Raw genomic sequence first — 21,837 nt, 5'->3', positions numbered from 1 at the left:
GTCATGTCGGCGCGGCCCGAGTATGATCGCGGCCGGACGCCGGCGCGCGGCCCGCGCCCGCTGCACATGGCCGAGCCGCAATGCGCATTAATCAAGGGACAGAGCCGGCGCACGCATGGATCCGCGCTCAGTATCGGCCGTGATTCAGCCCAAGGGGGATCAATCAGGGCCGGAGCCAGTATGCGCACGCCTCAGCCAGCGTGCTGCGCGCGGCACACTCACGCGAGCAACGACCGCAGCATCCACGCGGTTTTTTCATGGATCTGCAGGCGCTGCGTCAGCAGGTCGGCGGTCGGCTCGTCGCTCGCCGCATCGGCAAGCGGAAAAATCGCACGCGCGGTACGCACGACGGCCTCGTGCCCTTCGACGAGCTGGCGGATCATGTCTTCGGCAGCGGGCACACCGTTCGCTTCCGGCACCGACGACAGTTTCGCGAAATCGCCGAAGGTGCCCGGCGCGACGACGCCGAGCGTGCGAATGCGTTCGGCAACCGAATCGACCGCGAGCCACAGTTCGTTGTACTGCTCCTCGAACATCAGGTGCAGCGTGTTGAACATCGGGCCCGTGACGTTCCAGTGGAAATTGTGGGTCTTCAGGTACAGCGTGAACGTATCGGCAAGCAGGCGCGACAGGCCTTCCGCGATCTTCTTGCGGTCCTTGTCGCTGATGCCGATGTTGATCTGGGCAGCTTGAGCTTTCCTGGCCATGTTCGGACTCCTTATTCAATGAAGCAGGGCAATGAAAGTGAATCGGACTACCTGCCTATTGATACCACACTCGCCGCACGCGCGTGGCGCGCGAAACGCCTCGCTCAGGCGGCCGCGATCGCGTGCAGCGCCTGCGACACCAGTTCGGCCGCCCCGCCGATGACGATGGCGGATCCGACGACGTATCGCGCAACCTCTGCCGGCGACGCCAGTACCGCGCGCGTTTTCAACATCATTTGCGTCATGATCGTCACTCCTTCAACAAACTGAGGGTGGGGAGAAACGGCCGGCCGGACGACCGGCCGTTTCCCGTTATTGCCTCACCGCACGACTGCGCGGCGACGCTTACGCGAGGTCGAAGCGGTCCAGGTTCATCACCTTGTTCCAGGCCGCGACGAAGTCGTGCGCGAACTTCTCCTTCGCATCCGCGCTGCCGTACACCTCGGCCAGCGCACGCAGTTGCGCATGCGAGCCGAAGATCAGGTCGACGCGCGAGCCCGTCCACTTGACCTGGCCCGTCGCCCGATCGCGCCCTTCGAACACGTCGTTCGCGGCCGACACCGGCTTCCATTCCGTGCCCATGTCGAGCAGGTTCACGAAGAAGTCGTTCGTCAGCGCTTCCGGACGGTCGGTGAACACGCCCCGCTTCGCATCGCCGGCGTTCGCACCCAGCACGCGCAGGCCACCGACGAGCACCGTCATCTCGGGCGCGGTCAGCGTCAGCAGTTGCGCCTTGTCGACCAGCAGCGCCTCGGCAGGCGTCTTGTATGCGCTCTTCAGGTAGTTGCGGAACCCGTCCGCCACCGGCTCGAGCACGGCCATCGCCTCGACATCGGTCTCTTCCTGCGACGCATCCGCACGGCCCGCTGCGAACGGCACCGTCACGGCGATACCCGCATTCTTCGCGGCCTGCTCGACGCCGGCCGCACCGGCCAGCACGATCAGGTCGGCCAGCGACACCTTCTTGCCGCCCGTCTGCGCGTCGTTGAACGCCTTCTGCACGCCCTCGAGCGTCTCGAGCACCTTCGCGAGCTCAGCCGGACGGTTCACTTCCCAGTCCTTCTGCGGCGCGAGGCGGATCCGCGCACCGTTCGCGCCGCCGCGCTTGTCCGACCCGCGGAACGTCGCAGCCGACGCCCATGCGGTCGACACGAGCTGCGACACCGACAGGCCCGTGGCCAGCACCTTCGCCTTCAGCGCCGCGACGTCGGCGGCGTCGATCAGCGGGTGATCGACGGCCGGGATCGGGTCCTGCCACAGCAGGTGTTCCGCCGGCACGTCCGGACCGAGATAGCGGGAACGCGGGCCCATGTCGCGGTGCGTGAGCTTGAACCACGCGCGTGCGAACGCGTCGGCGAACTCGGCCGGGTTCTCGTAGAAACGGCGCGAGATCTTCTCGTAGGCCGGATCGAAACGCAGCGACAGGTCGGTCGTCAGCATCGTCGGGCGATGCTTCTTCGACGCGTCGAATGCATCCGGAATGACTTCGCCTGCGTCCTTCGCGACCCACTGGTGCGCGCCGGCCGGGCTCTTCGTGAGCTCCCACTCGTAGCTGAACAGGTGCTTGAAGAAGTCGTTGCTCCACTGCGTCGGCGTCGACGTCCACGTGACTTCGAGGCCGCTCGTGATGGCATCCTTGCCCTTGCCCGTGCCGAACGTGCTCTTCCAGCCGAGACCCTGCTCCTCGAGGCCCGCGGCTTCCGGCTCGGGGCCGACGTTCGACGCCGGACCGGCGCCGTGCGTCTTGCCGAACGTATGGCCGCCCGCGATCAGCGCGACCGTCTCTTCGTCGTTCATCGCCATGCGCGCGAACGTCTCGCGGATGTCATGCGCGGCGGCGACCGGGTCGGGGTTGCCGTCCGGGCCTTCCGGGTTCACGTAGATCAGGCCCATCTGCACCGCGGCGAGCGGGCTTTCGAGCTCGCGCTTGCCCGAGTAGCGGCTGTTCGGGCCGCCGCTCAGTTCCAGCCAGATCTTTTCCGAACCCCAGTACACGTCGTCCGGTTCCCACGTATCGATGCGGCCGCCGGCGTAGCCAAAGGTCTTGAATCCCATCGATTCGAGCGCGACGTTGCCGGTCAGGATCAGCAGGTCGGCCCACGAGATGTTGCGGCCGTACTTCTGCTTGATCGGCCACAGCAGGCGGCGCGCCTTGTCGAGGCTGACGTTGTCCGGCCAGCTGTTGAGCGGCGCGAAGCGCTGCTGCCCGCCGCCCGCGCCGCCGCGGCCGTCGGCCGTGCGGTACGTGCCGGCGCTGTGCCAGGCCATGCGGACGAACAGGCCGCCGTAGTGGCCGAAGTCGGCCGGCCACCAGTCCTGCGACGCCGTCATCAGTGCGTGCAGGTCCTTCTTCACCGCCTCGAGGTCAAGCTTCTTGAACGCTTCGGCGTAGTCGAAATCCGGGTCCATCGGATCGGACAGCGCCGAATGCCGATGCAGAACGTTCAGGTTCAGCTGATTCGGCCACCAGTCCTTGTTCGTCGTGCCGCCACCAGCGGTGTGGTTGAACGGGCACTTCGTTTCGTTCGACATGCTTTTTCTCCTTGTCTTGCTCATAGGCCCCCACGTGCCAGGCGCGGTTCGTGGAGCATTGCGGGGGGATGAAACGGAACAGGCGGTTCCTCCTGTCGTACTACGGGACGTCGTGCGCGGCCTGCGACCCGCGTTCCCGCTGCGACGCGCCGCAGGCGGCGCGCTCGGGAACGCGGCTGCCGGCAGTCGTCGTGCCGGCGCGGCGGGCGGCTTTTCGGGTATCGGACATGCAATGCTCCCTCATGGCTCGGCGGCAGTTAGTCGGGGGAACACAGGACCGGCGTGCGGCGGCACTCATCCGCCATACACACGGTCCGCCAGGTACGCGAACGCAATCGGACGCAGGCTGCGAACCGCCGCCCTGGCGCGATGTACGACCGCGTCGCGCGACGGGATGTTCCGCTGCGCGTGCTGCAATACCGACCGCATCATGACATCCTCCTTTGACGCTTGCATTCAACGTGCTGATCGGTCGTCGACATCACGCCGATCCATGGAGAACATTCTATCTACATCTATCGATTGATTGAATTTGATAAATTTCATCTATCCGATAGAGAAAAATAAACGGGGTCGCAAGACCCCGTTCATCGTGCTGCCACACGCGCATGCGGCAGCGTGCTCAGTTCATCGTCGCCGGCATGTCGAGCTTCGCGACACCCGGCAGCTCGCACGCGGCAATCGCGTCGCTGATCGCGTCGATCGCGGGCATCCGCGTGAAGCTCTTGCGCCACACGAGCACCACGCGGCGGTCGGGCACCGGCTCATTGAACGGCACGTACGACAGCAGTTCGGCATCGGGGCCGTTCGCGCGCGGGCCGACCTCGGCGACCGACATCCGCGGCAGCACGGTGATGCCGACACCGCTTGCGACCATGTGGCGGATCGTCTCGAGCGACGAGCCCTCGAAGGTCTTCTGGATGCCGTCGGCCGTCTGCGAGAAGCGCATCAGCTCCGGGCACACGCCGAGCACGTGATCGCGGAAGCAGTGGCCGTTGCCGAGCAGCAGCATGGTTTCCTGCTTGAGATCCTCGGCGTCGATTTCCTCGCGCTTCTCCCACGGATGGCCGGCGGGCAGCGCAACGACGAACGGTTCGTCGTACAGCGGGCGCACCATCAGGCCGGTTTCCGGAAACGGCAGCGCCATGATCGCGGCGTCGATCTCGCCCTGCTTGAGCAGTTCGAGCAGCTTCAGCGTGTAGTTTTCCTGCAGCATCAGCGGCATCTGCGGGACACGCTGGATCATCTGCTTGACGAGCGTCGGCAGCAGATAGGGCCCGATCGTGTAGATCACCCCGAGGCGGAACGGGCCGACCAGCGGATCCTTGCCCTGCTTCGCGATCTCCTTGATCGCGAAGGTCTGCTCGAGCACGCGCTGCGCCTGCGTGACGATCTGGTCACCGATCGGCGTGACGCTCACTTCGCTCGCGCCGCGTTCGAAAATCTGCACGTTGAGCTCGTCTTCGAGCTTCTTGATCGCCACCGACAGCGTCGGCTGGCTCACGAAGCATGCTTCGGCCGCGCGGCCGAAATGCCGTTCGCGCGCGACCGCGACGATGTATTTCAATTCAGTCAGCGTCATTGTGGGTCAATCAGAGAGATACAAGCGATAGGTTTAATTTATACACCCTGTGACACCGGTTCGCCAAGTTTCTCAGCATCGGAATGCGTCAAACGGCGGTTTTAAATCCGGCCCCGACCCGCGGATCAGGCCTTCAGATACTGCTCCCGCGCACCGAGCCAGCGCGCGAGATGCTGCGTGACGACTTCCGGATACGCGGCAATCAGCCGCGACGCGGCTTCGCGGGCCGGCTCGATCAGCCAGCCGTCGGTCTCGAGGTTCGCGAAGCGCAGCATCGCCGCGCCCGACTGGCGTGCGCCGAGGAATTCGCCGGGGCCGCGGATCTCGAGGTCGCGCCGCGCGATCTCGAAGCCGTCGGTCGTCTCACGCATCGTCTTCAGCCGCTCGCGGCCCGTGAGCGACAGCGGCCCCGTATACAGCAGCACGCACACCGACGCCGCGGTGCCGCGCCCGACCCGGCCGCGCAGTTGGTGCAGCTGCGCCAGGCCAAAGCGCTCGGCGTGCTCGATCACCATCAGCGACGCGTTCGGCACGTCGACGCCGACCTCGATCACGGTCGTCGCGACGAGCAGCTGCACGTCGTTGCGCGTGAACGCTTCCATCACGGCCGCCTTGTCGGCCGGCGACAGCCGGCCGTGCACGAGCCCGACCTTCAGTTCCGGGAGCGCGGCGGCCAGCGTCTCGTAGGTCTCGACGGCCGTCTGCAGCTGCAGCGTCTCGCTCTCCTCGATCAGCGGGCACACCCAGTACACCTGGCGTCCGGTCAGCGCGGCCTCGCGCACGCGGGCGATCACCTCCTCGCGCCGCGCATCGCCGACGAGGCGCGTCAGCACGGGCGTGCGGCCCGGCGGCAGCTCGTCGATCGTCGAGACTTCGAGATCGGCGTAATACGTCATCGCGAGCGTGCGCGGAATCGGCGTGGCCGACATCATCAGCTGGTGCGGCTGGAAGTCGCGTGCGCCGTTGGCCGCATTCGCGGCCTTCGCACGCAGCGCGAGCCGCTGCTCGACGCCGAAGCGGTGCTGTTCGTCGACGATCACGAGGCCGAGCCGCGCGAATTCGACCGTGTCCTGGATGATCGCGTGCGTGCCGATCACGAGCTGCGCGGTGCCGAGCGCGGCCGCCTCGATCGCCGCGCGCTTCTCCTTCGCCTTCAGGCTGCCCGCGAGCCACGCGACCGTGACGCCCAGCGGCTCGAGCCACGCGCGCAGCTTGCGCGCGTGCTGTTCCGCGAGGATTTCGGTGGGCGCCATCAGCGCGGCCTGGTAGCCGGCGTCGATCGCCTGCGTGGCGGCCAGCGCCGCGACGACCGTCTTGCCGCTGCCGACGTCGCCCTGCAGCAGGCGCTGCATCGGGTGCGCAAGGGTAAGATCGTTCGCGATTTCATCCACGACGCGCGTCTGCGCGCCCGTCAGCGTGAACGGCAGCGCGGCGTAGAGCCGGGTCGTCAAGGCATCGGCATCGCTCGCCGCGCGGCGCGGCATCGCGGGCGCCGCACGCGTGCGGCGCTCCTCGTGCGCGCGCTTGAGCGACAACTGCTGCGCGAGCAGTTCCTCGAACTTGATGCGCGTCCACGCCGGATGCGAGCCGTCCATCAGCGCGGCTTCGTCGGAATCGACGCGCGGATGGTGCAGGATGCGCACCGCCTGCTCGAGCGTCGGCACGTCGAGCGGCTTCAGATAGTCGCGCTGGATCTCGGGCGGCAGCAGCTCGGGCAGCGGCGTGCGTTCGACCGCGTTCTCGATCGCCTTGCGCAGATAGGCCTGCGACACGCCGGCCGTGCTCGGATAGACGGGTGTGAGCACTTGCGGCAGCGGCGCATCCGCTTCGACGACGCGCACCGCCGGATGCACCATCTCCATCCCGAAGAAGCCGCCGCGCACGTCGCCGCGCACGCGCAGCCGCTGGCCGACGGCCATCTGCTTGACCTGCGAACCGTAGAAATTCAGGAAGCGCAGCACGAGGTGCTCACCGTCGTCGTCCTGGATCTTCACGACCAGCTGGCGGCGCGGCCGGTACGCGACCTCATTGTCGAACACGACGCCTTCGGTCTGCGCGATGCCGCCCGGCAGCAGCTCGCCGATCGGCGTGAGCGTGGTTTCGTCCTCGTAGCGCATCGGCAGATGCAGGACGAGATCGATCGAGCGCGTGAGGCCGAGCTTCGCGAGCTTGTCGACGGTCTTCACGGGTTTATCGGCGGCGGGCTTCTTCTTGCGCTTCGCGCCGGCCGCCCCTGCCGCGTCGCTGTCAGCCGCGCCATCGGCATCGGGCGCGGCGGCGGCGGCCGGCTGCGCGAGCCTGCCGTCGGCGCCGCGCTTCGGGCCGGCACGGCGCGGTGCGGCGCGCTCCGCGGAATCACGCTCGCCCGCGCGTGGCGCGGGCGGCGCGACATCTTCCGCGTCGAACGGATCGGCGGAATCGGCAACGGCAGCGGGGGAACGGCGTGGTGACACAGGCATCGGATCGTCTGGGTGCTTCGCAAGGCAAGTACAATAGCGGCTTTCACGTCGTCCGAACGCACGACGCCGGCCAGGCCGCGCATCCCGCCATCATAGCGGCTCGCGCGCCCGATTTACGCGTTTCCGCCCTGCCGGCGACGCCCGCCGGCCGCTTCGAACCAGCCCGCATGTTCACGCTTTCCGATTTCGATTTCAATCTGCCGCCCGAGCTGATTGCACAAACCGCGCTGCCCGATCGCACCGCGAGCCGCCTGCTCGAGGTCGACGGCACCGTCGCGCCCGCCCGCCTGGTCGACCGCCATTTCACCGCGCTGCCGTCGTGCATCGCGGCCGGCGACCTGCTCGTCTTCAACGATACCAAGGTGCTGAAGGCGCGCTTCTTCGGCCAGAAGGCCAGCGGCGGCAAGATCGAGGTGCTGATCGAGCGCGTGACCGGCACGCACACGGCGCTCGCGCAGATCCGCGCGAGCAAGTCGCCGGGCGCCGGCACGACGCTGCGGCTCGCCGATGCGTTCGACGTGACGGTGGGCGAGCGCGTCGATCCGTTCTTCACGCTGAACTTCCCCGAACCGTGCCTCGACCTGATCGAGCAGTACGGCCGCCTGCCGCTGCCGCCCTATATCGAGCACGATCCGGACGCGACCGACGAGACGCGCTACCAGACCGTCTACGCGAGCAACCCGGGCGCGGTCGCCGCTCCCACGGCCGGGCTGCACTTCGACCAGCCGATGCTCGACCGGCTCGACGCGATGGGCGTCGAGCGCGCGACGCTGACGCTGCACGTCGGCGCCGGCACGTTCCAGCCGGTGCGCGTCGACAACATCGCCGAGCACAAGATGCACAGCGAGTGGTACGACCTGCCGCAGTCGCTCGTCGACAAGATCGCCGCGACCCGTGCGCGCGGCGGCAATGTGATCGCGGTCGGCACGACGTCGATGCGCGCGCTCGAAGCCGCGGCGCGCGCGGCCGACGAAGCGGGCCGCCCGCTCGCGGCCACGCAGGCCGAGACCGACATCTTCATCACGCCCGGCTATCGTTTCCGCGTGGTCGACCGGCTCGTCACGAACTTCCACCTGCCGAAGTCGACGCTGCTGATGCTGGTGTCCGCGTTCGCGGGCGTCGAGACGATCCGCGCCGCGTACCGGCACGCGATCGCCGAGCGCTACCGCTTCTTCAGCTACGGCGATGCGATGCTGCTCACGCGGCGCGACGCGCCGGAGGCACCGGGCGCGTAAGCGCGGCACGGAGGCCGGCCGCCGTACCGAACGGCCAGGTTCCGCTTTCACGTTGTGCGTGCGATGCTCGCACGCACCCGCTTTCCCCGCCGCCGGCTTCCGGCGGCGTTTCCAACATGCGCCGGACTGTTTTCCGGTAGCAAGGAGCACCCCACGATGACCGAAGGTTCATCCCACGATACGCACGCCCCCGTGCAGGACCGCCCGGCGAACGGGCTCGAATTCGAACTGCTGACGACCGACGGCCATGCGCGCCGCGGCCGCGTGAAGCTCAACCACGGCGTGGTCGAGACGCCGATCTTCATGCCGGTCGGCACGTACGGCACCGTGAAGGCGATCCAGCCGCGCGAACTGCACGAGATCAAGGCCCAGATCATCCTCGGCAACACGTTCCACCTGTGGCTGCGCCCGGGCCTCGACACGATCGACGCACACGGCGGCCTGCACGCCTTCATGGGCTGGAACAAGCCGATCCTGACCGACTCGGGCGGCTTCCAGGTGTTCTCGCTCGGCGACCTGCGCAAGATCACCGAGGACGGCGTGACGTTCGCGTCGCCGATCAACGGCGACAAGCTGTTCCTGTCGCCGGAAGTGTCGATGCAGATCCAGAAGGTGCTGAACTCCGACGTCGTGATGCAGTTCGACGAGTGCACGCCGTACGCGACCAACGGCGTGCCGACCACGCACAAGGAAGCGGCCGACTCGATGCGCATGTCGCTGCGCTGGGCGAAGCGCTCGCTCGACGAGTTCAACCGGCTCGGCAACCCGAACGCGCTGTTCGGGATCGTTCAGGGCGGGATGTTCGAGGACCTGCGCGACGAATCGCTCGCGGGCCTCGCGGAACTCGGCTTCCACGGCCTCGCGATCGGCGGGCTGTCGGTGGGCGAGCCGAAGGAAGACATGATGCGCGTGCTGCGCCACGTCGGCCCGAAGCTGCCGGCCAACAAGCCGCACTACCTGATGGGCGTGGGCACGCCGGAGGACCTGGTCGAGGGCGTCGCCAACGGCGTCGACATGTTCGACTGCGTGATGCCGACCCGCAACGCGCGCAACGGCTGGCTGTTCACGCGCTTCGGCGACGTGAAGATCCGCAACGCGACGCACAAGAACTCGCTGAAGCCGCTCGACGCGAGCTGCACGTGCTACACGTGCCAGAACTTCTCGCGCGGCTACCTGCATCACCTGCACCGCGTGGGCGAGATCCTCGGCGCCCAGCTCAACACGATCCACAACCTGCACTACTACCTGCAGCTGATGAGCGAGATCCGCGAAGCGATCGAGACCCACACGTTCGACGCGTTCCGCCAGCGCTTCGCGGAGGATCGCGCCAGAGGGGTCGACTGACGGACGGTCGCGCCGCCCTTGATAAGACAAGCACTAAACGGATCGAAAATCTTTTGGGACTCGTCCTAAACAAGCGCGTCCCAACTGCCGCTCGGAACCGACAAACATTACAATTGCCTTTCCATGCAAGTCGCAACGGTACCGGTTCACGCTTTAACAGCTTGATCCGAAAGCGCATTTGCCGATCCGTTTGCGCATGGGGCCGGTGGTAGAATAACCGGCTTATTTTTCGATCTTCCCCTACGGAGAGACCAACGTGCCGTTCATTTCCAACGCGTTCGCCCAAGGTGCCGGTGGCGCCGAATCGAGCCTGATGAGCTTCCTGCCGCTCATCCTGATGTTTGCCGTGCTCTACTTCATCATGATCCGTCCGCAGATGAAGCGTCAGAAGGAGCACCGCAACATGCTCGCGGCCATGGCCAAGGGCGACGAAGTCGTCACGAGCGGCGGCCTCGTGGGCAAGGTGACGAAGGTCACCGAAGGCTACATCGGCGTCGAAATCGCCGAAGGCACCGAAATCACCGTGCAGAAGGCCGCGGTCACGACCATTCTGCCGAAGGGCACGATCAAGTCGCTGTAAGCCCTTCACCGAGCGTCCGGCTCCCCGCGCCGTGCCCGCCTGAGAGAGCGGGCCGCCGCGGCGCCGGACGCGACGCTTTCACGCCAACCACCCGTTCGGCTCCCTCATGAATCGTTATCCACTCTGGAAATATGTCGTGATGGTCGTGGCGCTCGCCATCGGCCTTCTGTACACATTGCCCAACTTCTTCGGCGAATCGCCGGCGGTGCAGGTGTCGAGCGGCAAGGCCACGGTCAAGCTCGACTCGACCACGCTGACCCAGGTCGAATCGGCGCTCGCCGCCGCGCAGATCACGCCGGACGACGTCACCTTCGAGAACACGGCGACCAACGCGAACATCCGCGTGCGCCTGAAGGACACCGATACGCAGCTGCGCGTCAAGGACCTGCTGCAGAAGTCGCTGAACGCCGACCCGAACGATCCGCAGTACGTCGTCGCCCTGAACCTGCAGAGCGCGTCGCCGCGCTGGCTGACCTCCCTGCACGCGCTGCCGATGTATCTCGGCCTCGACCTGCGTGGCGGCGTCCACTTCCTGCTCCAGGTCGACATGACGGGCGCGCTGACGAAGAAGCTCGATTCCGACGCGTCCGACGCGCGCACGCTGCTGCGCGACAAGAACATCCGCGACGGCGGCGTGAGCCGCGTCGACCAGTCCGTGGTCGTCAACTTCAGCGATGCGCAGACGGCGGAAGACGCCCGCAAGCTGCTCGCGCTGTCGATCACCGAACTGCAATGGGCGACCCAGCCCGGCGGCGGCGGCACGCAGGTCGTCGGCACGTTCACGCCGGCCGTGCAGAAGTCCGTCGAGGACGCCGCGCTCAAGCAGAACCTGACGACGCTCCACAACCGCGTGAACGAACTCGGCGTGTCCGAGCCGATCCTGCAGCAGCAAGGTAGCGACCGCATCGTCGTCGAGCTGCCGGGCGTGCAGGACACCGCGAAGGCGAAGGACATCATCGGCCGCACCGCGACGCTCGAAGCGCGCCTCGCCGACCCGATCAACACACACCCGAACCCGAACGACCCGGTGCCGCCGGGTGAAGAGCTGTTCACGCAGGGCAACCAGGCGCCGGTGCTGCTGAAGAAGGACGTGATCTTCACGGGCGACCGCATCATCGATGCCTCGGCCGGCTTCGACGATCACCAGCGTCCGTCGGTCAACATCCGCCTCGATTCGGCGGGTGGCCGCTCGGTGCGCGCGGTCTCGCGCGAGAACATCGGCAAGCCGATGGCGATGGTGCTGTTCGAGAAGGGCAAGGGCGAAGTGCTGACGGTCGCGACGATCCAGTCGGAACTCGGCGACCGCTTCCAGATCACGGGCCAGCCGACGCCGCAGGCCGCGGCCGACCTCGCGCTGCTGCTGCGCGCCGGTTCGCTCGCCGCACCGATGGACATCATCGAGGAACGCACGATCGGCCCGAGCCTCGGCGCCGACAACATCAAGATGGGCATCCACTCGGTGATCTGGGGCTTCTGCGCGATCGCCGTGTTCATGATCGCGTACTACATGCTGTTCGGCGTGATCTCGGTGATCGGCCTGTCGGTGAACCTGCTGCTGCTCGTCGCCGTGCTGTCGCTGATGCAGGCGACGCTGACGCTGCCCGGTATCGCCGCTATCGCGCTCGCGCTCGGTATGGCGATCGACGCGAACGTGCTGATCAACGAGCGCGTGCGTGAAGAACTGCGCGCCGGCCAGCCGCCGCAGACCGCGATCCAGGCCGGCTATGCGCATGCGTGGGCGACGATTCTCGACTCGAACGTCACGACGCTGATCGCCGGCCTCGCGCTGCTCGCGTTCGGCTCGGGCCCGGTTCGCGCGTTCGCGATCGTGCACTGCCTCGGTATCCTGACGTCGATGTTCTCCGCGGTGTTCTTCTCGCGCGGGATCGTCAACCTCTGGTACGGCGGCCGCAAGAAGCTGAAGTCGCTCGCGATCGGCCAGGTGTGGAAGCCGGAAGGCGCCGCTGCCGCCGCGTCGTTCACCGACGCCGACGAATCGACCGACACCGCACGCGCCGCGAAGCTCGCCGCCCCCGCGAAGGGCAACGCGCCGCGCGCCGGCAAGCCGCAGCTGCGCAACCGCGCGCAGCAGGGCGTGTCGCCGAAGAAACCGGGCTCGACCCAATAAGGCCCCGGAGAAGACCATGGAATTTTTCCGCATCCGTAAAGACATTCCGTTCATGCGGCACGCGCTGGTGTTCAACGTGATCTCGCTGGTCACGTTCCTCGCCGCCGTGTTCTTCCTGTTCCACCGCGGGCTGCACCTGTCCGTCGAATTCACCGGCGGGACGGTGATCGAGGTGCAGTACCAGCAGGCCGCTGAACTCGAACCGGTGCGCGCGACGCTCGGCAAGCTCGGCTACGCCGACGCGCAGGTGCAGAACTTCGGCACGTCGCGCAACGTGCTGATCCGCCTGCAGCTGAAGGAAGGCCTCACGTCCGCGCAGCAGAGCGACCAGGTGATGGGCGCGCTGAAGGCGCAGAACCCGGACGTCACGCTGCAGCGCGTCGAGTTCGTCGGCCCGCAGGTCGGCCGGGAACTCGCGACCGACGGCCTGCTCGCGCTCGCGTGCGTCGTGATCGGCATCGTGATCTACCTGTCGTTCCGCTTCGAGTGGAAGTACGCGGTGGCCGGCATCATCGCCAACCTGCACGACATCGTGATCATTCTCGGCTTCTTCGCGTTCTTCCAGTGGGAGTTCTCGCTGGCGGTGCTCGCGGCGATCCTCGCGGTGCTCGGCTACTCGGTCAACGAGTCGGTCGTCATCTTCGACCGGATCCGCGAAACGTTCCGCCGCGAACGCAAGATGAGCGTGCAGGAAGTGATCAACCACGCGATCACGACCACGATGTCGCGTACGATCATCACGCACACGTCGACCGAAATGATGGTGCTGTCGATGTTCTTCTTCGGCGGCCCGACGCTGCACTACTTCGCACTCGCGCTGACGGTCGGCATCATGTTCGGCATCTACTCGTCGGTGTTCGTCGCGGGCTCGCTCGCGATGTGGCTCGGCATCAAGCGTGAAGACCTGATCAAGGAAAAGAAATCCGCGCACGATCCGGACGATCCGAACGCAGGCGCGCAGGTGTAAGCGCCACGCTGCTTCGGCACGGACGAAAAGCCGGCCCGGTTGGGCCGGCTTTTTCATGCCCGCGCCACTGCCGCGCAGCGCGCCGCCCGCTCGCCCTGCCCCGTCACGCACGTCGGCTACAATCGTGACCGTCCCGCCGCGCCGCCCGCCGGCCGTGCGTCAGCGGGACAGCGCCTTCGCCCTCCGTTCAAACGTGCGGTCCCGATGATGCCTCCCACGCGTGTCGCTCTTCGCCTTGCCGTTTGCGCCGCCGTCACGGCCGCGCTCCTGCCGCACGCGTCATCCGTCGGTGCGCAGCAGCCGGCGTCCACCCCGCCCCCTTCCGCCGCTTCCGCGCCCGCAGCCGCTTCGCCCGCCGCCGCCCAGCCGCCCTCGCCCTGCCCGCCCGACTGGGAGCCGCAGATCTGCGAGCTCAAGGCGGCGGTGGAAGTCCTGAAGCGGCAGCACCTGACCGACGTCGACATCGGCGCACTGCTCGACGCAACGACCCACGCGGGAATCAAGACGCTCCCGTACGCGCGTTTCTTCGACGCGAAGGAGGAGCAGGAGCGGCGCGACGACGAACGGCGCACGCGCGACGGCACGCCCGGCATCGGCATCGTGTTCGAGACGCGGCCCGACGGGCTGCACATCGTCGACGTGATTCCCGACGCGCCCGCGGAAAAAGCCGGCGTGCGCCCCGACGATCTCGTCGTCGCGATGAACGATACGAGCGTCGTCGGCATCGACCCCGCCGACCTGACCAGACTCGCCAAGGGCGACGCAGGCGTACCGCTGAAGCTCTTGGTCCGGCGCGGCCCGTCGCGCGCGGTGCTGAGCTTCTCGCCCGTGCGGACGGTTCTCAAGCCGCACCCGGCGACCGCGAGGCGGCTCGACGGCGACATCCTGTACACGCGGCTGTCGAGCTTCCCCGAACCGGCGGTCGGCGACTACATCGACGCGGTGCAGGCCGCGCGCCGCACGGGGCCGCCGGTGAAAGGCGTGATCCTCGACCTGCGCATCAACGGCGGCGGCGCGCTCAATGCGGCGATCGGCATCACCGCGCTGTTCGCGGGCCGCGACCGCACCGCGATGGTGACGGTCGAGCGCGGTGACGCCAACCGCCGCCGCTACACGACCAACTGGCCCGACTACGCATTGCCGGTCATGCACGGCCAGGATCCGCTCGCGCCGCTGCAGGCCGACGACTGGTGGCGCACCGTGCCGCTCGTCGTGCTCGTCGACGGACAGAGCGCGTCGGCCGCCGAAGCGACCGCGGCGGCGTTGAAGGATCTCGGCCGCGCGAAGCTGCTCGGCATGCCGACCTACGGGAAGGGGCTTGCGCAGACGGGCGTCGACCTGATCGACGGCACGCGCCTGAATTTCACGTATGCGCGCAACCTGCGGCCGAACGGCTGCCCGATGGACGGCTACGGCGTCGTGCCGGACTGGCTCGTGCCGCCGCGCCGCGACGCGGACGTCGACGGCGTGCTGCTGTGGTACCGGGAAGCCGATCTCGCCCGCGCGCCGTATGCGGACCGGCTGGCGCCCGATCCGTTCGCGAAGGTGCGCAAGGAACGGCAGACGCTGCGCGAACAGCGGGCGCTCGCGAAGATCGATACGGCGAAGAGCGCGGCGCTGCCGCAGCGCGAGTTCGGCACGGCAACCGACTGGCAGCTCGGTCAGGCGCTTGCGGCACTCGCCGGGCGCCCGGTGCGGACCGTCGAAGCCAAGCCGCAGCTGATGCCCGCGCAACCCGTGTGCGAGCACGCCGGCAACTGATACGCGCCGCCCGTCCCGTTACCGGAACCCGAACCGCTTGCGCAGCACGACCAGCGCCACGAGGCTCAGCACGGCCGCGAACATCAGGTAGAAGCTCGGCGCAGTCTTCATTCCGGTCGCCTTGATCAGCCACGCGATGATGAACGGCCCGAAGCCGCCGAAGATCGTCACCGCGACGTTGTACGCGAGCGACATCCCGGTCGTGCGCGTCTGCACCGGAAACACTTCGGACAGCAAACCCGGCAGCGCCGCGAAGTAGCCCGTCATCAGGAACGCGAGCAGCACCTGCAGCGCGATCAGCGTGCCGAAGCCCGGATGGGCGACCAGGTACGCGAACGCCGGGTAGATCAGCACGAGGATGCCGATAGCCGGCGCGATCATCACGCGCACGCGGCCGTAGGTGTCCGACCAGTGGCCGACGAGCGGCGCGAACGCCATCTGGATCACGCCGACCACCAGGATCGCCGCGAACGCCGCCGACGGCGCGAGGCCGAGCTGCTTCACGCCGTAGGTCGGCATGAACAGCACGAGATAAGTCGCGACGGTGCCGAGCACGACCACGCCCATCGCGGCGACGAGGCGCGCCTTGTGCGCCGCGAACGTGTCGCGCAGCGGGTTCGCGGTGCCTTCCGCCGCGAGGAATTCGGGGGTCTCGTCGACCTTCTTGCGGATGTAGTATGCGACCGGCCCGAGCAGCAGGCCGAAGAAGAACGGCACGCGCCAGCCCCACGACGCCATTTGCGCGGCCGTGAGCTGCGCGTTCAGCACGGTGCCGAAGCCGGCGGCGAGCAGCGTCGTGAGCCCCTGGCTCGCGACCTGCCAGCTCGCGAAGAAGCCGCGCCGGCCCGGCACGTGCTCGGCGAGGAACGCGGTCGCGCTGCCGAACTCGCCGCCGGCGGAGAAACCCTGCATCAGCCGTGCGGCGACGAGGATCACCGGCGCCGCGACGCCGATCGTCGCGTAGGTCGGCAGCACCGCGATGATCAGCGTGCCGCCCATCATCAGCAGGATCGACAGCGTGAGGGCGGCCTTGCGGCCCGCACGGTCGGCATACGCGCCGAGCACGATCGCGCCGAGCGGGCGCATGAAGAACGACACGCCGAACGTGCCGAGCGTGAGCAGCAGCGACACGGTGTCGTTGCCGGCCGGGAAGAACAGCTTCGAGATCGTCACCGCGAAGAAGCCGTAGACGACGAGGTCGAACCACTCGAGCGCATTGCCGATCGACGCGGCGACCACCGCGCGCCACACGCGCGGCGACGAGGCTATGGAACGGGACTGCGTGACGGCATGCATCGGCGATCTCCTTGTCGTTGTACGTTCTGTTCGAGGCGGCCGCCCGCGCGCCGTCGGCCTGCCCGGCGCCGCGCACGGCGCTCGGGCGATTATAGGCGCGCAAAAAAATACCGCCGCGCCCCCTGACGGGAACGCGGCGGCGGGCTCGCGGCGGCCCGGCGCGAAGGCCGGCCCGACCGGCGGGCTTACTGCTGCTTGAGCGCTTCGGCCGTGATCAGCAGCTTCGTCTTCATCTTGAAGCCGTACTGCTTGCCGTAGTCGAGACCGAAATCGCTGCGGTCGAATTCGCCGACGGCATCGACGCCGCACACTTCGCGCTTGAGCATCGGGTGCGGCATGCACTTGAACGAATCGATCTTCAGCGTCACCGGCTTCGTGACGCCATGCAGCGTCAGGTTGCCGACCACCGATACCGGCTTGTCGCCGTCGAACTTGATCGCGCCCTTGTAGTTCGCCTGCGGGAACTTGGCGACGTCGAAGAACTCGGCCGTCTGCAGATGCTCGTCGAGCTTCGTGCTGCCGGTGTGGATGGACGCGATGTCGGTCGTCACGTCGACCGTCCCCGTCTTCGCCGCGCGGTCGAGCGTCACGGTGCCGCTCGACTTGTCGAACTTGCCGCGCCAGACCGACAGGCCGCCCATGTGGTCAGCCTCGAAGCTCGGGTACGTGTGGCTCGGGTCGAACTGGTACGTGACGCTTTCGGCGAATGCCGAGAACGACAGCGACGCTGCCAGCGCGCCTGCGGCGATGATCAGTTGCTTTTTCAAACCTTTTCTCCTTGGAACGGCGCCGCGCCCTCGCGCGGCATTCGGGTGAGGCGACAGTCCGCCGCTTACTTGGTGGCGACGAGATGGAACTTGATCTGCACTTCGTCCGCGACGACCGACGTGTCCTTCCACTCGCCGGTACCGACGCTGAACGCCGAGCGCTTGATCGGCAGCACGCCGTCGAAGGTCTGCGTCGCGCCGCTCTGCGTGACCGTGACGGGCACCGTGACGTTCTCGGACTTGCCCTTGATCGTCAGCTTGCCGGTCACGTTGTACTTGTTGCCGCCTGCCGGCGCGATCGCCGACGACACGAACGTGGCCTGCGGATACGCCTTCGCGTCGAACCAGTCCTTGCCGGCGACCTGGTCGTTGTACATCTTGTCGCCGAGGTCATAGCTCGCGACGTCGATCGTCATCTGGGCGCTGCCCTGCGCGGCTTTCGCCGGGTCGAACTTCACCTGCGCGGAAAACTTCTTGAACGCGCCTTCGGTCGGCACGTTCATCTGCTTCGACACGGCGGACACCTTGCTCTTCGCGAGATCGACATCGGCGAGCGCCGCGCCCGACGCGACAAGTGACACCGCGGCGAACGCGGTCAGCATGGAGCGGGAGAAAGACACTTTCATGGGATCCTTCATTTGGCAAAGGGGAGCATCCGCGACAGCAGGCCGTCGCGGTCCAACAACTGGTGCTTGAGCGCCGCGACCACGTGCAGCGAAACGAGCGCAAGCAGAATGTAATTCAACGACACGTGAAGCGTCTTGAAGGTTTCCTTCAGCACCGGATCGGGGTCGATCAGCCGCGGCAGCGGCACGATGCCGAGATAGACGACCGGGATGTTCGCCGCCGAGCTGTACAGGTAGCCCGTCACCGGAATCACGATCATCAGCAGGTACAGCAGGATGTGCACGCCGTGCGACGCCGCACGCTGCCACGCGGGCGTGCCGCCCGGCAGCGCCGGCGGCACGTGGGTCGCCCGCCACAGCACGCGGATGACGACCAGCGCGAATATCGTCACGCCCATCCACTTGTGCCACGAGAAGTACTTCAGCTTGGTCGGCGTGAAGCCGGGGATGTCGGTCATCACCCAGCCCAGCGCGAACGCGCAGACGATCAGCAGCGCGATCAGCCAGTGCAGCGCGATCGCCGTCTGCGTATAGCTTACCGGCGTGGCCGGCAGCGATTTCGATGCCATCTTGGATTCCTCAGTTCAGCGAACGGCCGCGTCGGAAATTCGTCCGACGCTCGTCAAGGGCGCCATGCTACCGCAACCTTTTGACGCGCGCGGACTCTGAAGACAGGCCCGCCAGCCGGCTGACAGCTTCCTGTCATGTTACCGATCGGTCACTGAACCCGCGATCGTCGACACGCCGAAAAAGGCCTTTTGGTAAGATTGGCGCGGGTTCCGGCCCCGTCGACGCGTCTCCCCAGCCGTCGCACCACTGCCTTTTCCATGCAACGAAACGACCTGATTGCCTGTCACGAGTGCGACGCACTGTTGCACAAACCGCGCCTGAGCGGACGTGAAATCGCGCGCTGCCCGCGCTGCGATGCGCTGCTCTATCGCAACAGCACCGCGCAGATCGAGCGGATCTGCGCGCTCGCGCTCGCGGCGCTGATCACGTTCTCGATCGCGCAGACGTTCCCCATCCTCGAAATGGACGTGAACGGCAACCGCGTGCAGACCACGCTGATCGGCGCGATCGATTCGCTGTGGCGCCAGGACATGGCGATCGTCGGCGTGATGGTGTTCTGCTCGACCGTGCTGTTCCCGCTCGTCGAGATGGCCGCGCTGCTGTACCTGCTGCTGCCGATCCGGCGCGGCGTCGTACCGCCCGGCTTCAACCTGGTGCTGCGCGCGATCGAGCTCGTGCGGCCGTGGGGCATGATCGAGGTGTTCATGCTCGGCATCCTCGTCACGATCGTGAAGATGGTCAGTCTCGCAAGAGTCGTTCCCGAGGCCGCGCTGTTCGCGTTCGCCGCGCTCACGCTGATGATCGCCGTCGTGCTGATGTTCGATCCGCGCACGCTGTGGGACATCGCCGACGACCTGCGTGCCGGCCGCTCGCCCGGGCAGCCCGACGATGCCGCCCCGCTGCCGGAAGCCGCCCGCCGATGACGATCCCGACCGCCGCCCGCGAGGGCTACGCCAGCTGCCACGCATGCGGCCTCGTGCAGACGCTCGACCATCCGCATGCACACTGCGCGCGCTGCGGCAGCGCGCTCCATTTCCGCACGCCGAACAGCGTGATGCGCACCTGGGCGCTGCTGCTCGCCGCCGCGATCCTCTACATTCCCGCGAACCTGCTGCCGATCATGCGCACCGCGTCGATCGTCGGCTCGCAGGAAGACACGATCATGAGCGGCGTGATCTATTTCTGGGTCTCCGGCGACTGGCCGCTCGCCGTCGTCGTGTTCGTCGCGAGCATCCTCGTGCCGATGCTCAAGCTCGGCGTGCTGCTGATCCTCGTGATCAGCGCGCAGCGCCGCGCCGCCTGGCGGCCGCTGCAGCGCACGCGCCTGTTCCGGATCGTCGAGCGCATCGGCCGCTGGTCGATGCTCGACATCTTCGTCGTGACGCTGACCGTCGCGCTCGTCCATTTTCGTTCGCTCGCCATCATCACGGCCGGCCCCGGCGCGCTCGCGTTCGGCTCCGTCGTGATCCTGACGATGCTCGCATCGATGCAGTTCGATCCCCGCCTGATCTGGGATCCAGTCGAAACCTCAGGGAATCACCATGAATAGTCCACAAGGCCCGCAGCACGACGCGCCCCGGCCGCCCGATCCGACGATCTCGACGAAAAGCGGCTGGCTGCCGTCGCTCGTCTGGCTCGTGCCGCTGATCGCCGCGCTGATCGGCATCGGCCTCGTGATCAAGTCCGTGCGCGAACGCGGCCCGGAAATCACGATCAGCTTCCACAGCGCCGAAGGGCTCGAGCCCGGCAAGACCCAGGTCAAGTACAAGGACGTCGAGATCGGCATGGTCAAGACGATCAAGCTGTCGAAAGACCTGTCGCGCGTGCTCGTCCAGGTGCAGCTCAAGAAGGAAGCCGAGGATTTCGCGGTCAAGGGCTCGCGCTTCTGGATCGTGCGGCCGCGCGTCGGCGCGACCGGCGTGTCGGGGCTCGGCACGCTGCTGTCGGGCGCGTACATCGGCGTCGACGCCGGGCGCTCGGAGGATACGCTGACCGACTTCACCGGCCTCGAGACACCGCCCGCCGTCACGGGCGACCAGAAAGGCACGCAGTACGTGCTGCGCGGCGATTCGCTCGGCTCGGTCGACATCGGCTCGCCGGTCTACTACCGCCGCGTGCAGGTCGGCCAGGTGGTCGGCTTCTCGCTCGACAAGGACGGCACCGGCGTCACGTTCAACGTGTTCGTCAATGCGCCGTACGACCAGTACGTCGGCGTGAATTCGCGCTGGTGGCAGGCAAGCGGCGTGGACCTGCGGCTCGACTCGAGCGGCCTGAAGCTGAACACGCAGTCGCTCGCGACGGTGATCCTCGGCGGCATCGCGTTCCAGACGCCGCCGAACCAGGGCTCCGGTGCGTCGGCGCCGAACAACACGACGTTCCGCCTCGCGTCCGACGAGGGCGACGCGATGCGCGACCCGGACGGCCAGCCGCTGCAGGTCGTGATGAACTTCAACCAGTCGCTGCGCGGGCTCGCGGTCGGCGCGACGGTCGACTTCCGCGGCATCGTGCTCGGCGAAGTGACGAACATCGGCATCGACTTCGATCCAAAGACGAAGAACTTCCTGATGCCGGTGACGATGAACGTGTATCCGGAACGCCTCGGCCGCCGCTTCCGCGAAACGATCGAGAGCAAGGGCGAACCGGCCCGCCGCGAGATCGTCGAGCGGCTCGTCCAGCACGGGCTGCGCGGCCAGCTGCGCACCGGCAACCTGCTGACGAGCCAGCTGTACGTCGCGCTCGACTTCTTCCCGAAGGCGCCGGCCGTGAAGATCGACACGACACGCCAGCCGCTCGAGCTGCCGACCGTGCCAAACACGCTCGACGAGCTGCAGCTGCAGGTCGCCGACATCGCGAAGAAGCTCGACAAGGTGCCGTTCGACCAGATCGGCGCGAACCTGAACAGCGCGCTGTCGAACGCCGACAAGCTGTTCAAGCAGCTCGACACGCAGGTCGCGCCGGAAGCGCGCGACACGCTGTCGGCCGCGAAGCAGACCTTCTCGACCGCCGAAGCGACGCTGCAGCAGGATTCGCCGCTGCAGTCCGACGTGCGCGGCGCGCTGAAGGAACTCACGCGCACGCTGCAATCGCTGAACGCGCTCGCCGACTATCTGGAGCGCCACCCCGAATCGCTGCTCAAGGGCAAGCCAGGAGATAAACAATGACGACCATGCCGAAAAACAAAATGCCGGCGCGCGGCTCGATCTCGGACAGCGGACCGAACTTCACCAGCGCACAGATGATCGCGACGACCAGCACGTCGAGCATCGACCAGTAGCCGACCAGC

20 protein-coding genes are annotated in these 21,837 nt (G+C 67.1%); 10 read left to right on the top strand and 10 right to left on the bottom strand.

From position 1 onward, the window contains the following. Nucleotides 1-218: 218 nt before the first annotated feature. Complete coding sequence (gene dpsA / locus G3N96_RS25720) at nucleotides 219-707, bottom strand: non-specific DNA-binding protein DpsA (RefSeq protein WP_124576535.1); 489 nt, start codon at nucleotides 705-707, stop codon at nucleotides 219-221. 18 nt (nucleotides 708-725) lie between these two features. Between dpsA and G3N96_RS25715 the strand changes: the two genes are divergently transcribed. Then, the gene (locus tag G3N96_RS25715) at nucleotides 726-977 is read left to right on the top strand and encodes a hypothetical protein (protein WP_206138918.1); all 252 of its coding nucleotides are present in this window, start codon (nucleotides 726-728) and stop codon (nucleotides 975-977) included. A gap of 75 nt (nucleotides 978-1,052) precedes the next feature. Here G3N96_RS25715 and katG read toward each other — a convergent pair whose 3' ends face one another. From katG to recG, 4 genes are all read right to left on the bottom strand, one after another. Beyond that, entirely contained in the window at nucleotides 1,053-3,239 is a 2,187-nt protein-coding gene (gene katG, locus G3N96_RS25710; protein ID WP_206138917.1) for a catalase/peroxidase HPI, read from the bottom strand. Between the two features lie 100 nt (nucleotides 3,240-3,339). Then, nucleotides 3,340-3,468, bottom strand: a complete 129-nt coding sequence (locus G3N96_RS39750) for a hypothetical protein (protein ID WP_256979853.1) — start codon at nucleotides 3,466-3,468, stop codon at nucleotides 3,340-3,342. Nucleotides 3,469-3,861: 393 nt separating this feature from the next. Then, nucleotides 3,862-4,821, bottom strand: coding sequence for a hydrogen peroxide-inducible genes activator (locus G3N96_RS25705; protein ID WP_011351000.1), 960 nt, complete (start codon nucleotides 4,819-4,821; stop codon nucleotides 3,862-3,864). Nucleotides 4,822-4,946: 125 nt separating this feature from the next. After that, nucleotides 4,947-7,280, bottom strand: coding sequence for an ATP-dependent DNA helicase RecG (gene recG, locus G3N96_RS25700; protein ID WP_206138916.1), 2,334 nt, complete (start codon nucleotides 7,278-7,280; stop codon nucleotides 4,947-4,949). Nucleotides 7,281-7,447: 167 nt separating this feature from the next. Here recG and queA point away from each other — a divergent pair, with 167 nt between their 5' ends. The 6 genes from queA (at nucleotide 7,448) to G3N96_RS25670 (ending at nucleotide 15,295) form a co-directional block, all read left to right on the top strand. Beyond that, complete coding sequence (gene queA, locus G3N96_RS25695; protein WP_206138915.1) at nucleotides 7,448-8,515, top strand: tRNA preQ1(34) S-adenosylmethionine ribosyltransferase-isomerase QueA; 1,068 nt, start codon at nucleotides 7,448-7,450, stop codon at nucleotides 8,513-8,515. A gap of 156 nt (nucleotides 8,516-8,671) precedes the next feature. After that, on the top strand, nucleotides 8,672-9,859 hold the full coding sequence (gene tgt / locus G3N96_RS25690) for a tRNA guanosine(34) transglycosylase Tgt (protein WP_011350997.1): 1,188 nt from the start codon (nucleotides 8,672-8,674) through the stop codon (nucleotides 9,857-9,859). Between the two features lie 256 nt (nucleotides 9,860-10,115). Then, on the top strand, nucleotides 10,116-10,439 hold the full coding sequence (gene yajC, locus G3N96_RS25685) for a preprotein translocase subunit YajC (RefSeq protein ID WP_006476868.1): 324 nt from the start codon (nucleotides 10,116-10,118) through the stop codon (nucleotides 10,437-10,439). Between the two features lie 106 nt (nucleotides 10,440-10,545). Further along, nucleotides 10,546-12,567, top strand: a complete 2,022-nt coding sequence (gene secD / locus G3N96_RS25680) for a protein translocase subunit SecD (protein ID WP_206138914.1) — start codon at nucleotides 10,546-10,548, stop codon at nucleotides 12,565-12,567. A 16-nt stretch (nucleotides 12,568-12,583) separates the two neighbouring features. After that, nucleotides 12,584-13,534, top strand: coding sequence for a protein translocase subunit SecF (gene secF, locus G3N96_RS25675; protein WP_089424532.1), 951 nt, complete (start codon nucleotides 12,584-12,586; stop codon nucleotides 13,532-13,534). A gap of 207 nt (nucleotides 13,535-13,741) precedes the next feature. Next, nucleotides 13,742-15,295, top strand: a complete 1,554-nt coding sequence (locus tag G3N96_RS25670) for a S41 family peptidase (RefSeq protein WP_206138926.1) — start codon at nucleotides 13,742-13,744, stop codon at nucleotides 15,293-15,295. Between the two features lie 18 nt (nucleotides 15,296-15,313). Here the strand turns inward: G3N96_RS25670 and G3N96_RS25665 are convergent, their stop codons facing one another. From G3N96_RS25665 to G3N96_RS25650, 4 genes are all read right to left on the bottom strand, one after another. Beyond that, nucleotides 15,314-16,591, bottom strand: coding sequence for an MFS transporter (locus G3N96_RS25665; protein WP_206138913.1), 1,278 nt, complete (start codon nucleotides 16,589-16,591; stop codon nucleotides 15,314-15,316). 185 nt (nucleotides 16,592-16,776) lie between these two features. Beyond that, on the bottom strand, nucleotides 16,777-17,358 hold the full coding sequence (locus tag G3N96_RS25660) for a YceI family protein (RefSeq protein WP_089439259.1): 582 nt from the start codon (nucleotides 17,356-17,358) through the stop codon (nucleotides 16,777-16,779). 65 nt (nucleotides 17,359-17,423) lie between these two features. Continuing rightward, complete coding sequence (locus tag G3N96_RS25655) at nucleotides 17,424-17,984, bottom strand: YceI family protein (RefSeq protein ID WP_124576528.1); 561 nt, start codon at nucleotides 17,982-17,984, stop codon at nucleotides 17,424-17,426. An 8-nt stretch (nucleotides 17,985-17,992) separates the two neighbouring features. Further along, on the bottom strand, nucleotides 17,993-18,553 hold the full coding sequence (locus G3N96_RS25650) for a cytochrome b (RefSeq protein ID WP_124576527.1): 561 nt from the start codon (nucleotides 18,551-18,553) through the stop codon (nucleotides 17,993-17,995). 258 nt (nucleotides 18,554-18,811) lie between these two features. Here G3N96_RS25650 and G3N96_RS25645 point away from each other — a divergent pair, with 258 nt between their 5' ends. From G3N96_RS25645 to G3N96_RS25635, 3 genes are read left to right on the top strand one after another with little or no spacing between them, the layout of a single operon-like run. Beyond that, nucleotides 18,812-19,477 carry a paraquat-inducible protein A gene (locus G3N96_RS25645; protein WP_206138912.1) on the top strand — a complete coding sequence of 222 codons (666 nt, stop codon included), beginning with the start codon at nucleotides 18,812-18,814 and terminating at the stop codon, nucleotides 19,475-19,477. After that, nucleotides 19,474-20,103, top strand: a complete 630-nt coding sequence (locus G3N96_RS25640; RefSeq protein ID WP_089439255.1) for a paraquat-inducible protein A — start codon at nucleotides 19,474-19,476, stop codon at nucleotides 20,101-20,103. The genes G3N96_RS25645 and G3N96_RS25640 overlap by 4 nt, the downstream gene beginning before the upstream one ends. Next, nucleotides 20,096-21,715 (top strand): MlaD family protein, encoded by a 1,620-nt coding sequence (locus tag G3N96_RS25635; RefSeq protein ID WP_206138911.1) that lies wholly within the window; start codon nucleotides 20,096-20,098, stop codon nucleotides 21,713-21,715. The genes G3N96_RS25640 and G3N96_RS25635 overlap by 8 nt, the downstream gene beginning before the upstream one ends. On the opposite strand, the gene G3N96_RS25630 is transcribed toward G3N96_RS25635, so the two are convergent. Next, nucleotides 21,687-21,818 (bottom strand): paraquat-inducible protein A, encoded by a 132-nt coding sequence (locus tag G3N96_RS25630; protein ID WP_241022819.1) that lies wholly within the window; start codon nucleotides 21,816-21,818, stop codon nucleotides 21,687-21,689. The genes G3N96_RS25635 and G3N96_RS25630 overlap by 29 nt on opposite strands. Nucleotides 21,819-21,837: the final 19 nt, after the last annotated feature.

The organism is Burkholderia sp. Se-20373 (assembly GCF_017104705.1).
Classification (GTDB): Bacteria; Pseudomonadota; Gammaproteobacteria; order Burkholderiales; family Burkholderiaceae; genus Burkholderia.
This window is presented reverse-complemented; position numbering and strand designations above follow the sequence as displayed.

Excerpts from the sequence above, each read along its gene's own strand:
- dpsA (WP_124576535.1), bottom strand. The coding sequence starts at position 707 with ATGGCCAGGAAAGCTCAAGCTGCCCAGATCAACATCGGCATCAGCGAC.
- G3N96_RS25715 (WP_206138918.1), top strand. The coding sequence starts at position 726 with ATGAAGCAGGGCAATGAAAGTGAATCGGACTACCTGCCTATTGATACC.
- katG (WP_206138917.1), bottom strand. The coding sequence starts at position 3,239 with ATGTCGAACGAAACGAAGTGCCCGTTCAACCACACCGCTGGTGGCGGC.
- G3N96_RS39750 (WP_256979853.1), bottom strand. The coding sequence starts at position 3,468 with ATGTCCGATACCCGAAAAGCCGCCCGCCGCGCCGGCACGACGACTGCC.
- G3N96_RS25705 (WP_011351000.1), bottom strand. The coding sequence starts at position 4,821 with ATGACGCTGACTGAATTGAAATACATCGTCGCGGTCGCGCGCGAACGG.
- recG (WP_206138916.1), bottom strand. The coding sequence starts at position 7,280 with ATGCCTGTGTCACCACGCCGTTCCCCCGCTGCCGTTGCCGATTCCGCC.
- queA (WP_206138915.1), top strand. The coding sequence starts at position 7,448 with ATGTTCACGCTTTCCGATTTCGATTTCAATCTGCCGCCCGAGCTGATT.
- tgt (WP_011350997.1), top strand. The coding sequence starts at position 8,672 with ATGACCGAAGGTTCATCCCACGATACGCACGCCCCCGTGCAGGACCGC.
- secD (WP_206138914.1), top strand. The coding sequence starts at position 10,546 with ATGAATCGTTATCCACTCTGGAAATATGTCGTGATGGTCGTGGCGCTC.
- secF (WP_089424532.1), top strand. The coding sequence starts at position 12,584 with ATGGAATTTTTCCGCATCCGTAAAGACATTCCGTTCATGCGGCACGCG.
- G3N96_RS25670 (WP_206138926.1), top strand. The coding sequence starts at position 13,742 with ATGCCTCCCACGCGTGTCGCTCTTCGCCTTGCCGTTTGCGCCGCCGTC.
- G3N96_RS25665 (WP_206138913.1), bottom strand. The coding sequence starts at position 16,591 with ATGCATGCCGTCACGCAGTCCCGTTCCATAGCCTCGTCGCCGCGCGTG.
- G3N96_RS25655 (WP_124576528.1), bottom strand. The coding sequence starts at position 17,984 with ATGAAAGTGTCTTTCTCCCGCTCCATGCTGACCGCGTTCGCCGCGGTG.
- G3N96_RS25650 (WP_124576527.1), bottom strand. The coding sequence starts at position 18,553 with ATGGCATCGAAATCGCTGCCGGCCACGCCGGTAAGCTATACGCAGACG.
- G3N96_RS25645 (WP_206138912.1), top strand. The coding sequence starts at position 18,812 with ATGCAACGAAACGACCTGATTGCCTGTCACGAGTGCGACGCACTGTTG.
- G3N96_RS25640 (WP_089439255.1), top strand. The coding sequence starts at position 19,474 with ATGACGATCCCGACCGCCGCCCGCGAGGGCTACGCCAGCTGCCACGCA.
- G3N96_RS25635 (WP_206138911.1), top strand. The coding sequence starts at position 20,096 with ATGAATAGTCCACAAGGCCCGCAGCACGACGCGCCCCGGCCGCCCGAT.
- G3N96_RS25630 (WP_241022819.1), bottom strand. The coding sequence starts at position 21,818 with ATGCTCGACGTGCTGGTCGTCGCGATCATCTGTGCGCTGGTGAAGTTC.